This window comes from Providencia sp. PROV188, assembly GCF_027595165.1.
Taxonomy (GTDB): Bacteria; Pseudomonadota; Gammaproteobacteria; order Enterobacterales; family Enterobacteriaceae; genus Providencia; species Providencia lanzhouensis.
On record NZ_CP097291.1, the window covers coordinates 2831056 to 2844533 of the forward strand.

15 protein-coding genes are annotated in these 13478 nt (G+C 36.9%); 2 read left to right on the top strand and 13 right to left on the bottom strand.

What is annotated here, in order from left to right; all coding sequences use genetic code 11:
- Positions 1-40: 40 nt before the first annotated feature.
- The 11 genes from M5X66_RS13035 to M5X66_RS13085 all read right to left on the bottom strand — a co-directional run bounded on the left by M5X66_RS13035 (position 41) and on the right by M5X66_RS13085 (position 9953).
- On the bottom strand, positions 41-739 hold the full coding sequence (locus M5X66_RS13035; RefSeq protein ID WP_036952256.1) for a fimbria/pilus periplasmic chaperone: 699 nt from the start codon (positions 737-739) through the stop codon (positions 41-43).
- A gap of 64 nt (positions 740-803) precedes the next feature.
- On the bottom strand, positions 804-1340 hold the full coding sequence (locus M5X66_RS13040; protein WP_154609646.1) for a fimbrial protein: 537 nt from the start codon (positions 1338-1340) through the stop codon (positions 804-806).
- Positions 1341-1417: 77 nt separating this feature from the next.
- The gene (gene fimA / locus M5X66_RS13045; RefSeq protein ID WP_036952127.1) at positions 1418-1966 is read right to left on the bottom strand and encodes a type 1 fimbrial major subunit FimA; all 549 of its coding nucleotides are present in this window, start codon (positions 1964-1966) and stop codon (positions 1418-1420) included.
- A gap of 149 nt (positions 1967-2115) precedes the next feature.
- On the bottom strand, positions 2116-2391 hold the full coding sequence (locus tag M5X66_RS13050) for a helix-turn-helix domain-containing protein (RefSeq protein WP_036952128.1): 276 nt from the start codon (positions 2389-2391) through the stop codon (positions 2116-2118).
- Positions 2392-3467: 1076 nt separating this feature from the next.
- Positions 3468-5756, bottom strand: coding sequence for an FdhF/YdeP family oxidoreductase (locus tag M5X66_RS13055; RefSeq protein WP_270103627.1), 2289 nt, complete (start codon positions 5754-5756; stop codon positions 3468-3470).
- 875 nt (positions 5757-6631) lie between these two features.
- Positions 6632-7099: a hypothetical protein gene (locus M5X66_RS13060; protein ID WP_210844501.1), complete on the bottom strand. Its 468-nt coding sequence runs from the start codon at positions 7097-7099 to the stop codon at positions 6632-6634.
- Positions 7089-7328, bottom strand: a complete 240-nt coding sequence (locus M5X66_RS13065) for a hypothetical protein (protein ID WP_210844500.1) — start codon at positions 7326-7328, stop codon at positions 7089-7091. Before M5X66_RS13065 ends, M5X66_RS13060 begins: the two co-directional genes overlap by 11 nt.
- Positions 7329-7358: 30 nt before the next feature.
- Positions 7359-8207, bottom strand: a complete 849-nt coding sequence (locus tag M5X66_RS13070) for a hypothetical protein (RefSeq protein WP_210844499.1) — start codon at positions 8205-8207, stop codon at positions 7359-7361.
- Positions 8208-8390: 183 nt separating this feature from the next.
- The gene (locus M5X66_RS13075; RefSeq protein ID WP_264403635.1) at positions 8391-8690 is read right to left on the bottom strand and encodes a helix-turn-helix domain-containing protein; all 300 of its coding nucleotides are present in this window, start codon (positions 8688-8690) and stop codon (positions 8391-8393) included.
- 130 nt (positions 8691-8820) lie between these two features.
- Positions 8821-9093 carry a hypothetical protein gene (locus M5X66_RS13080; protein WP_270103628.1) on the bottom strand — a complete coding sequence of 91 codons (273 nt, stop codon included), beginning with the start codon at positions 9091-9093 and terminating at the stop codon, positions 8821-8823.
- A 671-nt stretch (positions 9094-9764) separates the two neighbouring features.
- Positions 9765-9953 (bottom strand): hypothetical protein, encoded by a 189-nt coding sequence (locus M5X66_RS13085; RefSeq protein WP_270103629.1) that lies wholly within the window; start codon positions 9951-9953, stop codon positions 9765-9767.
- Between the two features lie 961 nt (positions 9954-10914).
- Between M5X66_RS13085 and M5X66_RS13090 the strand changes: the two genes are divergently transcribed.
- Both M5X66_RS13090 and M5X66_RS13095 read left to right on the top strand, forming a co-directional pair.
- Positions 10915-11334 (top strand): hypothetical protein, encoded by a 420-nt coding sequence (locus M5X66_RS13090; RefSeq protein ID WP_036983513.1) that lies wholly within the window; start codon positions 10915-10917, stop codon positions 11332-11334.
- Between the two features lie 74 nt (positions 11335-11408).
- Positions 11409-12101, top strand: a complete 693-nt coding sequence (locus M5X66_RS13095) for a tetratricopeptide repeat protein (protein WP_196231757.1) — start codon at positions 11409-11411, stop codon at positions 12099-12101.
- Between the two features lie 36 nt (positions 12102-12137).
- Here M5X66_RS13095 and M5X66_RS13100 read toward each other — a convergent pair whose 3' ends face one another.
- Both M5X66_RS13100 and M5X66_RS13105 read right to left on the bottom strand, forming a co-directional pair.
- Entirely contained in the window at positions 12138-12530 is a 393-nt protein-coding gene (locus M5X66_RS13100) for a terminase small subunit (RefSeq protein ID WP_036983508.1), read from the bottom strand.
- A 413-nt stretch (positions 12531-12943) separates the two neighbouring features.
- Entirely contained in the window at positions 12944-13309 is a 366-nt protein-coding gene (locus M5X66_RS13105) for a hypothetical protein (protein WP_270103630.1), read from the bottom strand.
- Positions 13310-13478 lie beyond the last annotated feature (169 nt).

Consider the following 13478-nt stretch of genomic DNA (forward strand, 5'->3'; position numbering starts at 1 on the left):
ATGATGTTTAATTATTTTCGAGAAATAAAAACGTAAGTTTTTACTGCATTTTTCCTGTCATTTTCGGCGTTAGTGCGCCGTAATCATTAATGGTTTGGTAGCTAATAGCACCATTTCCATTGGAAGGAACATTCACTGACGCATCACCAAATGGAGGAACAAGCACGTTATCCAATTTTGCTGCACCGATTTTTAAATCTGTAACTGTGGCAAAATAAGGCGTTGGGTTAACCACAATCAGTGAGCTACCTTGGCGCTTAAAGCGTAATTCTTCAGCCACTTTATCCGGCGCAATAGAGAGACCTGTAGGACGGTAATACAATTTAATGCGGCTAATAATCGCTAACTGCAACGTATTCTCGCTCATGTTCGCTTTGTCCATTGCTGGAATCGCTTTCACATTCAGCCAAAACAGCGTTTCTCTATCTTTCGGTAATTGGTTATTGGTCGCATCAATAATGCGCAATGTATTTTCTTTAACGCCTTTCATCGTAAAAAGAGGCGGAGTGATCGCAAATTGGCTATCTTTTTGACCATTGGCATTTTCAACCCACGATTGGATCAGAAAAACGCCCTTTTCATCATTATTGGTCACGGCAAGTTGAACCTGCTTTTGATCCGCAGGATAAATCACTCGCGTTGCACCTAATGCAACACCTGCATAAACCTGAGTGGATACGGTCGAACAGAGTAAAAGTAATAAGGCGGTAATGAACTTATATGTTTTTCTGGTTTTCATGTTTACATCTGTCCTTTTTTTACTAAAAAATGAAATAAATATGTCACTGTCTTTTTCGATATTTTTATTCATAAGTCAGTGAGAATAGTGCTTGAGCATTCGCTTTTCCGCCCATGATGTTCTCGCTTGTCGAGCGATACTTAGCAACAAAGTGCAATGTCATATCCCCATCACGCAGATTCGCCACTTTGAGTGGAGCACTATTCACCGGAATTAAGGTATTTTTTGAATCAAAAATGGCAACTCCCACACCTTTCGCGGTGTTAGGCCCATCACCGATGGAAAAAATATCTGGGTTCCTTTCATTAGCCACACCGTTGAAGGTAATGGATACATACTCGCTAACTGCATTGCTACACTCTCGGAGGTGAAGATCAAACGCCGTCGGTGCTGAATCTTGACCTGGAGCCTTGAATGCATTGGTGCGCACTTGTCCCATATTCACTACCAAATTACGGTCTGAAGTTTCAACAGTGCAGCCTTCTGCAATTAATTCCCCTTGAAAGCGCATCCCACCACCAGGAAGTTGAACTTTCCATTTATTCCCAGCTTGCAAAAATGGAGAAAACAGAAGGAGTGAAACTGCCAGCAGCTCTCTCATAAACTTCCACCTTTTGGTTCGTGAATAAAAGCCATCCTTGGCTTATCAAATGGGATATCCCTAATCCTTTTTAGTGATTACTCGTATTGAACAGCGAAGGTTGCATCTGCGTTAGCAACACCAGCAGTTGTTGCACCCAGTGCGAAGTAACGAGCTTGGAATGGCAGAACGTTTGCACCGTCATTCAGAGTGATAGGGTTACTGAATGTTGCACCATCCAGACCCAGAGGCGCGCTCTTACCATCTAAAATTTGGATACCAACGTTAGTCGCTGCACCTGAAGCTGAAGAAGCTACAGATAAAACAGTTGGGTTAGTTGCATCTGCAGCAACACCGGTAAAGGCAACTTTTGCAGAAGTAGCAACTGTTGTATCACAGTCGTTTAATTGGATGTTGAAACCAACAGAACCACTGGTATCGCCCAATTTAGCTAATTTAGCTGTACGAACTTGACCTAAACGAACAGTTTGCTCTACAGAACCAGCATCAACAGCACACGCTGCATTCACTAGCTCACCTTTAAAGTGTACCTGGCCGCCGTTTACGGTTGTTGTTGCAGCCATTGCAGCGACTGAACCTAAAGATAAAGCTGAAATAACAACAAGTGCTAGTGATTTAACTTTCATAATATTTCCTTATGTATATTTATTAAGTACAACTTGATAGAAAAAAACAAATACAGACTTCATGACACCATAATTAAAACGACCGAATTTAATTAAATTGCCTAAAACAATTTAATTAAATTTGAATGATTTTAAAAAATAAGGGTCTGTCACTCTATTTTCGAGTGTTTGTATACACTAGAATCAAACAGATACTTCATTTTTTCGAAGAAAACATCAATATCTCGACTACTCATCTCAAGTGCATTAAATAGTATGATAAGCTTGTCAAATGATATATTATTCACACCGTTTTCATATCGAGATATTTGCTGTTGGCTTACATTAATACGCTTTGCCAATTCACTTCCTGTTAATCCTGTGCGCCTACGGTAGTCTTTTAACATCCTGCCAATATTATTTGATAATGGTTCATAGTCTCGCATTTCAAACCTCTCAGATCATATTTCGCTGATTATTTTTTTATATTATCGATATAGGAAAATACGCTTCAGCTGTTATTAAGTTATAGAATTAAAACTGTAGTTAAAAATTGTTTTTTTCGATCGAAAAAGAGCTATTTGATATACGCAGGCTATCAATCATAAATATTAATTCATTTAAATCAATAAATAATCAAATATGAGTAAAATAATAAAACATAAAAATCAATACTTTATGAGCATCTAAAAATACCAAAATAAATAATTGAAGATATTTCTTTAAATGAAATAAGGCGCGCATAACACGATATACATGTTAAATAGACACAATAATTTACAATAAGGACCATTATATAAAAATAAAACCGTTAATTAATGAAAAGCAATAACCACAAAATTACAATTAATTCGCAAAGATAAAAATAAAAACAAATCAAAAAAAAGATAATCAATATTAGAATATCAAATGATTTATAATAAAACAGCATAAAATACCAATAACCCCAAGACCCCAATTACGAGTTGAAAACAACTTTCAATAAAAACAAAAAACTAAATTCATTATAGCCGCATATAAGAATAATCCTAGTAAGAGTTGAATAAATATGTAAGTAATTATTACACCCAATATTTCACCTTTATTTCGTGTTTTTTATTATATTATTTAAATTAAATTTAATAATTTTATAACCTTGTGTGTTAAATAACCAAGAACACATAAAAAACATCAAAAAAACCTATTCATTAATTAAAAACTCTTTATTTAATGATTTATTTCACTCGAGTCATTGAACTAAACGAACAAGATACACATTAAAGATAGTTTAGAAATAGTAATACAATTGATCAGTATAAATACTAGGTAATATTGAATGAATTATTTATAGAGCTCCTAGGAACGCTGGCTCGCCAATGTTGTGTGAGTTGAGCCGATAGGATTAGAAAATGATTGGATAAGAAAAGCAGTAAAGATACTTGGAATAACAGAAGGGAAATCGGTGTTATTTAGAAATGTCGTTGATATGCCTTTAGAGGATCAAATAAACCACCCACATAGGGGTGGTTAGAATTTAAAACAATTAGGATACTGCACTTACCTTCTCTAAAATTACTGGAATATTTTTATACGCAGGAATACCACATTGAGGGTCAAAGTTATCAAGTGCTATCAAATTATTTGCTTCAGGAAAATAAGTGGCAACACAGCGATCAGCCATATCATAGATAACCACTTTTAGGTTATCTAAACGACGTTTAGTCCTATTTTGCCGATTATCTAAGGCAATAACATTGACTCTATCACCAGCAGATAATTTTTGTTTTTTTGCCTGAGCTTCACTGATAAAAATGACGTCTCTCTGTCCAAAAACACCACGATAGCGGTCATTCATTCCATAAATAGTTGTATTGTACTGGTCATGACTACGTATAGTTGCCAAAACTAATTCGCTATGTGTCGCAGACTCTGGATCTTCAATGACACCTTCAGTTGTTATAAAGTTTGCTTTACCTGATTGAGTTAACCACTTACGCTGAGCCGCTGCATTTGTTAAATGAAAACCTCCAGGAATTCGGATTCTTTTATTGTAATCTTCAAAACCTGGTAATACAGCTTCCATTGCATCACGAATTTTATCGTAATCATCAATGAAATCATCCCATTCAACTTTTGAGTTAGGAATCGTCGCTTTGGCAAGACCAGCAACAATTGCACATTCCGATTTTAAATATGGGCTAGCAGGTTTTAGCTTGCCATGTGAAGCATGTACCATTGACATAGAATCCTCAACAGTAATGCTTTGCGGACCTGATTTTTGAATATCTACTTCTGTACGACCTAATACAGGAAATAAAAATGTATTCTTTGCCGTCAACAAATGTGATCGATTAAGTTTGGTCCCAATATGAACAGCCATATCAAGTTTTTTCATTCCGCTGTAGCATGCATCTTTATCTGGCATAGCAACTGCAAGGTTTCCCCCCATACAAATCAATGCGTTTACTTTGCCTTCAGAGATTGCTTGCATGCTAGCCACGGCTGCATGACCAAAAGCGATAGGAGGCTTAAAACCAAAGCGTTGCTCAATTTTGTCGATAAAAGATTGGCTTGGTTTTTCGGTTATTCCAACAGTACGATCGCCTTGCACATTAGAATGCCCTCTCAATGGGCAAATTCCCGCACCATCTCGACCAATATTACCTTTCAATAATAAAAGATTGATTAGTTGCTGAATATTTTGAGTACCATGCTGGTGCTGCGTAATTCCCATGCCATAACAGATAATGGTATTTTTTGCCTCGATATAAAGTTGAGCAATTTGTTCTATTTCATCACGAGTCATGCCACTCACCGATAAAAGATCATCCCAAGAAGTAGTGAGCACATCTTGCTTAAGGTTATCAAAACCAACGGTATGAGTGCTTATAAATTCACTATCTAATATAGGCGCTTGACCTCTTGCTATAGCCGCATCGTGGTACTCAATAATAATGCGAATGACACCTTTAATTAATGCAGTATCTCCACCGATTCTAACTTTATAGTAATATCCTGCGAGAGGCGTGGACTCTAGCGTCAACATTTCAATTGGATCTTGCGGATAAGCAAATCGTTCTAATCCTCTTTCTTTTAAAGGGTTAATTGCGATAATTTTGGCACCTCGTTTTGATACTTCACGAAGTGAGCTGAGCATTCGAGGATGATTAGTTCCTGGATTATGTCCAATACAAATTACTAAATCAGCCTTGTCAAAATCATCAAGTAATACCGTACCTTTACCCACACCTATTGAGGCTGCGAGACCGACACTTGTCGGCTCATGGCACATATTTGAACAATCCGGAAAATTGTTAGTTCCATACTCTCTGGCAAAAAGCTGATATAAAAACGCAGCTTCATTTGAAGTTCGACCTGAAGTATAAAATTCAACCGAATTAGGATCTGAGTAATTTGATAACCGCTGACCTATTTGAGCAAAAGCATCGTTCCATTCAATTTTTTCATAGCGATCTGTTTGCTCATTATATTTCATTGGATGAGTTAGACGACCTTCATTTTCCAAGTCATAGTCATCCCACGTTAACAATTCACTAACGGTATGTTTCGCAAAGAACTCAAGTGTTGCTCTCTTTGCTGTGGCTTCCCATGCCATCGCTTTTGCACCATTTTCACAGACATCAAACGATGCACTATGTTTAGGGTCAGGCCATGCACAACCGGGGCAGTCAAAACCTTGAGGCTTATTCATTTCAAACATAGTAATAATATCGGGTACAATATCCATCTGCTCGCGTATAGCTTCAGCGACAGCTTTAACTGCTCCCCAGCCTGCCGCAGGTCCAGTGTAATTTTCGATTTTTTCTTTCATTTTCATTACTCTTTTAAATTTAAATGTAACAAGAAATAAACGTTATTTTATTACAGTGTAATTATGATTAATGTGGAGTGACGAATACCGACTTATCTTTTTTTGAATATAATTCAAAAATAAAATGTTATTTCATAGATAACATATCAAATAGGATTATTAATAATAAGGAATTATCTTCCATTAATAACTTTTATTTTATTGGCTATAGATTAAAACTCTAATGAATTAAAAAAACATAACATTATCAAATGAATACGGGATTTTATATACATAATTTTGCTCTATTTTAAACAAAAATGACGTTTTTCAATATAATATAATTCAATTAATGAAGTGTTAAATAACAAAATTAACAGTTAAATATTATATGGTTTAGTTTGAGCAGAAAGCACCATATTCATCACCTAACAAGGATATCAACATCCAAAACCCACAACTATTTTAGGTATTAATGATGAATTACCTTATAGTTGAATAGGTAGACGTTAATTGAACGAAGAAAGGCTAAAATCAGCTGATTCAATGAATTTCAGGCATAAAAAAAGACATCCTGTGATGTCTATTGATATACGCTTGCTTGAGAATGGCCCCTACAGGATTCAATATAAAGCCATACCATATTGATTATAAAGACCTTAAATTCATTCAATTTCGCATCATGCCCCCAATTATGCCCCCTTTTTATTTTGTGACTCAAAAATTAAGAGGTTTAGATATCGATTTTATTTGAATGATATTATTGCAAAAATATCATCAATCGTTAGTTATGTTGCAAAATTTGGCATACAAACAAGTTTATAGGCATTGAACCATTAGAAGTAAAATTAGAATATTTAAGCGAGCAAAGCGAAACAAATACAAAGAAATATGATTTAATCTATCTGAGGTGGGTTTTCTTCAAGTTTTTGGAGATCTCCTTCTTGATCTTTTCTCAATGCTGTCATTGAAGCCTTTGATAATAAAATATCATCTTGCATAGCAATCAGTAACTCATTTTCTAGCATTTCTTTAACTCTCGGAGGAAGGTTTTTATCCTTTAATCTATTTTTAATTCTTTTAATCGTTTTGTCACTTTCTGACAAAATCCCTCTTTGTGACGCCCCAACCTTTTTGATCAACCACAATTTTCTTATTCCATAAGATAAAGACAGAGCAAAAACAGGGAGTGAAGCAAACGCAAGAGGCTTAAGTGAAGAAAAATCTATACCGTAAATTATAAAACTCCATTCAGCCAAAAACACCGAAGCCGCACCAGATATGAGAGTTGCAGATAAATTGGGTAACGTTTTCTCCATTTTTGAAGTGGCGTTATCAATGGAATCAGAGGAGCTAGTCACCATTATTAGCGCTCTTACTTCTTACAGCCTTAGCTGCTTTTTCATATAATTCTTTTTGTGTTTTACCAGTAATAACGAATCGCTCTATTTCACCATTAGAGCTTTCAAATTCAACTAACACTTCTTTCTTAGGTAAAAGCTGGTACGCGATCCAATCAAATGAAACTCTAAATATTAGATAAGACAAGGGAAGACAGCCAAAAAATAACAGCCAAATAGCAAGTGATTGCATTTTCTCCTCCCTTATTTCACCTAAATTAACTTAGTTATAGACCTTTTCTATAACATATGATTTTTCGCCGGTATTTAATTCTTCCAGTATTTTCAGCTTGACTAAGTAAGTAGAGCTAAAAACTAAGGACTCAATACCTTTGATCATTCTAGTATAAAACTCATCATCATTCATAGTAATAGTTACTGCAGAGCCATCATATTCTGCCCTCCAGTTGGTATTCTTGTCTCGATGAACGGTAAGAAATGTAATGGCAGCGTCATCGATAACTAATTCATTTATCAATGGATCTATTACTTTACTTCTATTGTTAAATTTAAATGCCGAGCTATCTTCTTTGGTATACTCAATGATGCTATTCCCTTCATTATCATTTATTTTTATCAAGTCATAACCATCATGCTGGAGTGGTGTATAAATCACTTTATCTAAACTTTTTCTAATTGTTTTGCTAGTGAGTAACTTACCGAAAAATGATGGAGTTATAATTGATTCGTCATCATCAAGGATGATCTTACAATCCCCTTCTTGAGTAAATGACATTCTTCTTATTGGTCTGTTATTGATTTCTTTGACATAATTTATCAAGGTATCCTTCAAGGCTATGCCTGAAGTTACTGTTAAGCCAATCACTGCTAATACATCTAAGTATTCTGATGGATGCTGAATTACGTCTAATATATATTCAAATGACCCCTCTTGAAATGGCTTAACCTTCACGTCAATTTTATCATTAGTCCCATTAATTATTAGGTTAACCTCACTTATTAATAATTGGAGACCTGTTAATGATTCAGCTAGAACACCAAGATCAATTCTATGGTCTACTAATGCTTCTCCATCGTACTTAATAGTTAGTAATTCACTTCTCTCATCCATTACTCCTCCTTACTAAATATATTTATATCTGGTAGTAAAATAGAAATTTTTTATCAATGTTGCTCACTAACACGATACCTAAGCTAAATACTTGAAATATTTTATCAAGATAAATGAAACTTAGAGAGCTGGTTATTTAACCAGTCAATGTATACATGTTAAAGTAATCATCATATAAAGACATTATTGCTTCTTTCTCCCTGCTAATCGGCGTTCAAACTCTATCTCAGCGTCAACTTGTGACATTAAAGTATTAAAACTTCGGCTAGTTGATTTATTGCTTTTAATTCTAGAGCCTATTGATGAACAAACGTCATCCTGAAACAGTGCTTGTTCAAACCGTTTCAAGCTTTCTTTACTAGCGCGCCATGACCTGCCAACACGGAACATATGATACTTAGCTGGGTTTCTATAAACAGTGGACTCAGACAGCTTAAGCAACGCAGCATATTCCTTTACTGTGAAAAGTGAATCATCTTCCATAGCTATCCTCTGAATATGTAAGAGTTACTTTTAATTTTCAGGATAGCTTAGCTGGATTATTAATTCTGGGATAGCGATTCAAACTACGTTCATTTATTTTGAGCTTTATTTTTATCATAGTGCTCATTTACTAACAGGTAACTATCTGCGCCCCTGTTAGCTGATAACCATTAAACCATTCATAGCGACCCGTAGCAGTTACTTTGTTTCCTTTCTGGCAGGTCATAAGCTCCAGCGCATTAATATCGAATGCCACTATCTTTAATGGGTACGGGCTACGCTTGTCACTCTCAGCCTGAATAGTCATTGTGGCCATAACTTTACCTGTGGCTGTTTTAACTCGCTCAGGAGCTTTTATTACCGTTCCTGATGTGGTGATCTTGATTGATTTTGCTTTTCTCATTTACTCACCTTCATACCATGATAGTAAATACTGTATACCTGCCTTAATTTAAAGATACTAGTGTACCTAATGCATACGCACTACATACCCGCACTGATATTCATAAAACATGAATGATAACAAGGATATTAATCAATCCAGTGTAATTTTTGGTAGTACCAAGCATTAGGTTTTATATAGTCCAATCAATAGTGCCACCGTGGTTTACCTACATGCCATTTTGGTACGTTATTATATCCAGTCATTTTGACATCAAAATAATTACACCGTGATTTCTATTATGACTAGCATTGCGAGGCGCAATTTTGGGCTTTGGTTATTCATGTTCAGAGTAGATAAGCTATTGATTTACTCGGTAACGCATATTTGCGTCATGGTAACTCATTGATATTTATTCAGAGGACAAAATTGTCCTGTGGGTATCGCAATGCTTATTTGCATTGTGGTTACTTTTGGTGGTTACCAAAGTGGTTACTTTTATCTCGTGGACATTATTGGAATATTGCCAGCCAGTGACGAGCCTCCGATTTCAGAGCCTCATGACTCCTTAATATCAAGGAGTCCTATTCAGTCGCCTTAAGTGCCCTTGATTTCAAGGCAACCTATAGCCTGTATACCGTCGCACTTTTTCTTGCATCGCTCAATATTTGACCATTGCGATTATCTTCGCATCACCGTTTCGGTGCTGGCTTCGTCCATTGGTAGGTAGGTGCTGTCATTCTTCGTCTGTGACGCTCTTTACCCTGCATTGTCTGGGCTACACCCGTTCTAATCGCCAGCCTATCGAGTCCATTGAGTGATTGTCCTTGCTGGTGGGCTAATTCCATCATAACGGCTTGTATTGCTTCACGTTGTAACATGGCTATACCTCAAAAGGCGTTGTGATTATCGCTATACCTTGATTGTGCCAAAATGGAACAATCAAAGCCCATCATTCCACTAGCATAAAACATGCTGTTTTGCTGGCAACCAGAGTGGCAACCGTCAAAATGGCAACCAAGTTAAATCCGTCAAGACTAGTCAAAACTTATTACCCTTGTTTTGCTGCGTACCATTCTGCGTACTTTTACACAACATCATGATTTTATTTGATTATAGCGAAATGCGAGAATTAAGCACATACCTACTGCGTACCTATTTAATTTTGGACGGGGCTTATAAATTTACTTGGTGTGATGACAAGTTTTGACAAGTTTTCTACCACAACAACTAGCAACATTTACTTTGTTCTCATGTCTGGTTTTGTCTGGTTCTGATGTCAACAATTGTCAACATTCAGCGGATAGAGTATCCAGTAAAATATAGCCTTTTCGGTGGATACCAAAACGGATACCTTACAATCATCATGGCAACATCATAGTACCACCGCGGTTTATTACAGTGCTATTTCGGTACGTTACTACCGAGATTCTTTTTGATATCAAAATAACCACACCGTGATTTTTGAGTGGTTGGCTGTACTGGCTAATATTTATCTGCTTTGGCTAAAGGTACTAATTTGTGGTTTTGGTGTATGGGGTAGCATTTCAACTGTCCCCCCTTCCGACTGTCACGATAACCATGGCGGTTGATACAGGCTCAAAAATGAGCCGATTGATTCTATTAGTAAAATTAGACTGTGATCAAATTTGAGCTTTGCCATGTATTCAGCCAGTTACAAAGCGCAATAATACGGTTTGCTTGTTTTACAGTAAGTTACTCTAACTTTAAGTTATAGAATTAATCATTAAATTCACCAGCAATTTTACATTTCCTAATCTGTATAACACTGTTATACGCTGATATAATAAGCACTCATTGAGTTAATAACGGACTATTATCATGAGTAAATCTAATCTTATTGCCTTTCGTTTACCTGCTGAACTGCAAACCCTGTTTAATGATGCTGTATCGAACTCTGGTACTGATAAAACAGCGTGGATAGTCTCAGCTATCAAAGAGAAACTAAATCGACCAGACAGCAATCCTGACGCTCGTATGTTATCGCTGGTGGAACGCCTAGAATCGTCTGTGGCATCTTTGATTGCTGGCAAGGCGGATATCCCACCTTATACCTATAATGAGTCTGCTGTCGTTTCTGTGGTTAATTTGGTGCTATCAGAGGGTATAGATAACGGGCGCATTATCGCTGAACGGATTAACGAGGCTGGCTACCAGACGAAAGGTGGTAAAGCGTGGGATAAGGATATTTATTCAGCATGGAAGCGGCACAAAGATATCCTAGCTAAATTACGAGCATAAGATCTAGTATATTGCGTTGAATAATTATTTCATTACACATAAACGGGATGGTAAAATTCCTAAATGAGGGTCACGTGAAAAAAATAGCACTTTGTATATCTCTATTATTTCCGCTTATTGCTTGGTCTAATACTTGTGAGATTCAAGAAGTTGCGTTGTGCAAGGCTGCCGATCAGGGGAATGAGGATGCTCTGATAATGTTAGGAACATTGTATTATGAGGGGAAAGGAGTAAAGCAAGACTTTAAAAAAACTGCTCAATTAATCTCCCAAGCAGCTTTAAAAGGCAACGCAAGAGCACAGACTTTATTAGGCGCAATGTATTATGAAGGTAAAGGCGTAGGACAGGATTACGCGGAAGCAGCTAAGTGGTATAAATTAGCGGCAGATCAAGGTTACTCTATGGCTCAAGGGCAATTAGCCACCCTGTACTACATGGGTAAAGGGGTTCCTCTTGATTACCAAATAGCATCAAAATGGTTTATGGAGGCCGCGGAGCAAGGAGATTCATATAGCCAAGCCTTACTGGGTGTCATGTACTATGAAGGTAAAGGTGTAGATAAAGACTCTAAAATCGCAGCAAAATGGTTAAAAAAAGCATCAGAACAAAATAACCCTAAAGCGCATTTTATTTTAGGCTTCTTATTCTTAACAGGAGATGGAGTTAGAAAAAATGAAGCCTTAGCAAGTAAATATTTTAGAAAAGCTTGCGATTCAGGTCTTCAAGATGGCTGCCATGCCTATAGTAAATTATCTAAAAAAAATTAATAGAATGAGTAAGGTAGTATTATTATCTATTGATATTTAATCAAAAATATCCTTGATTGAGCGTGTCTCTACTTTCACATTGGCACTTAAATCAACCAGAACCTTATCCAGCCCTGTCAATCTGGCTTTCCCCATCGTTGCCGCTACTGCTGCCGATGCTTGAGGCGTGTCAGCATTCAGGGCTTTCAATCTAGCCGCTTCCAGCTCATCCAATAACATCATAACGGTAATATCGTGCTTTGTTCTAATATCTTGCTGTAGCTCGTTCACCCTTGCCGTAATCTTGCCGTTGTCCAATAGCTCTTTAGCTTTCCTGTTGATTGATTCAGGCTTCATTTTTGCCGTGTCGTATGCCGTTCTATAGGCTTCGCTTGCGTTGCCCGTCTCAATATAGGCAAGGCAGAAATTTTCTTGTTTAGTTGTTAGCATCTAGCCCCCTCATTTAATGTCTATATTTGTCGCTAATTCAGCCCTTTTTTATGGACTCCATTAATCATCAAAGTTACTTTTTACGATACGAATAAATAACCGCTAACGTGCCCGAAAATCATCATTCCCTCGCGCGCGCGTACTGGTCTCGAAAGTCTGGATTTTCTCGCGCGTGCGCGTACTTCTCCATTAATCATCAAAGTTCACGCTGTAACTTCTCAATTATCGCCTGTCTCACGAACTCTGCACGATTGCCAGCCCTGATATAGTTTATCAATATATGCTCGTCTACTGCGTCAATAACGGATTGCTCACACGTTACGATTAGGCGCGTTGTTGGCGTACCGTTAAAGTAGCGATTGCGTTTTTTCTTAATACTTTGCTGCATGTGCTCAATCTCTATAACGTTATATTTACTGTGGGTCTGCTGGGGCTGGTTCTTCCTGATTTCGGAGTAAGTTACACCCGCCAAGCAAAACGCTAAGTTCATTCCCTTTGCGCTTATCCTGGATAGCAATTAGCGCCCCATCTTCCGCGTTAAGAATATACATCATTGTAAAAGTGCTGTTTTTCTTTCCATAGATAGTTCCTGATGATCCCTTTTCCAGCAATGGCAATAAAGGCGTATTAAGTTCTTTACCATTATTTAGACTTACAAAAACATGCTTTCCCGTTCCGCCTTCTTGGTTTTCAACAACTACATTCGCCTGTCCAATAACTTTATCTGTATATTCTGACCAATTAGTTATGTCATTTGGCATTGGGTATATATTGCACATATACGCCCCTTGATATGAATTCAGTTAAAGTTTTCATCTCGATATAACCCACTACCAGCGTTCGCAATTGTTGATGTTGTAATGCTGAATACTATCCCAATGAACAATCGTTTAAACATTTTACATTCTCTCTGAATTTGGTTTAATTAATTGTGCCATTGGGTATAGG

What these genes read in the sequence shown, in the direction of transcription:
- M5X66_RS13050 (WP_036952128.1), bottom strand. Translation starts at nt 2,391, where the DNA reads ATGCGAGACTATGAACCATTATCAAATAATATTGGCAGGATGTTAAAA.
- M5X66_RS13100 (WP_036983508.1), bottom strand. Translation starts at nt 12,530, where the DNA reads ATGCTAACAACTAAACAAGAAAATTTCTGCCTTGCCTATATTGAGACG.
- M5X66_RS13080 (WP_270103628.1), bottom strand. Translation starts at nt 9,093, where the DNA reads ATGAGAAAAGCAAAATCAATCAAGATCACCACATCAGGAACGGTAATA.
- M5X66_RS13085 (WP_270103629.1), bottom strand. Translation starts at nt 9,953, where the DNA reads ATGTTACAACGTGAAGCAATACAAGCCGTTATGATGGAATTAGCCCAC.
- M5X66_RS13075 (WP_264403635.1), bottom strand. Translation starts at nt 8,690, where the DNA reads ATGGAAGATGATTCACTTTTCACAGTAAAGGAATATGCTGCGTTGCTT.
- M5X66_RS13105 (WP_270103630.1), bottom strand. Translation starts at nt 13,309, where the DNA reads ATGTGCAATATATACCCAATGCCAAATGACATAACTAATTGGTCAGAA.
- M5X66_RS13040 (WP_154609646.1), bottom strand. Translation starts at nt 1,340, where the DNA reads ATGAGAGAGCTGCTGGCAGTTTCACTCCTTCTGTTTTCTCCATTTTTG.
- fimA (WP_036952127.1), bottom strand. Translation starts at nt 1,966, where the DNA reads ATGAAAGTTAAATCACTAGCACTTGTTGTTATTTCAGCTTTATCTTTA.
- M5X66_RS13090 (WP_036983513.1), top strand. Translation starts at nt 10,915, where the DNA reads ATGAGTAAATCTAATCTTATTGCCTTTCGTTTACCTGCTGAACTGCAA.
- M5X66_RS13035 (WP_036952256.1), bottom strand. Translation starts at nt 739, where the DNA reads ATGAAAACCAGAAAAACATATAAGTTCATTACCGCCTTATTACTTTTA.
- M5X66_RS13070 (WP_210844499.1), bottom strand. Translation starts at nt 8,207, where the DNA reads ATGGATGAGAGAAGTGAATTACTAACTATTAAGTACGATGGAGAAGCA.
- M5X66_RS13060 (WP_210844501.1), bottom strand. Translation starts at nt 7,099, where the DNA reads ATGGTGACTAGCTCCTCTGATTCCATTGATAACGCCACTTCAAAAATG.
- M5X66_RS13065 (WP_210844500.1), bottom strand. Translation starts at nt 7,328, where the DNA reads ATGCAATCACTTGCTATTTGGCTGTTATTTTTTGGCTGTCTTCCCTTG.
- M5X66_RS13055 (WP_270103627.1), bottom strand. Translation starts at nt 5,756, where the DNA reads ATGAAAGAAAAAATCGAAAATTACACTGGACCTGCGGCAGGCTGGGGA.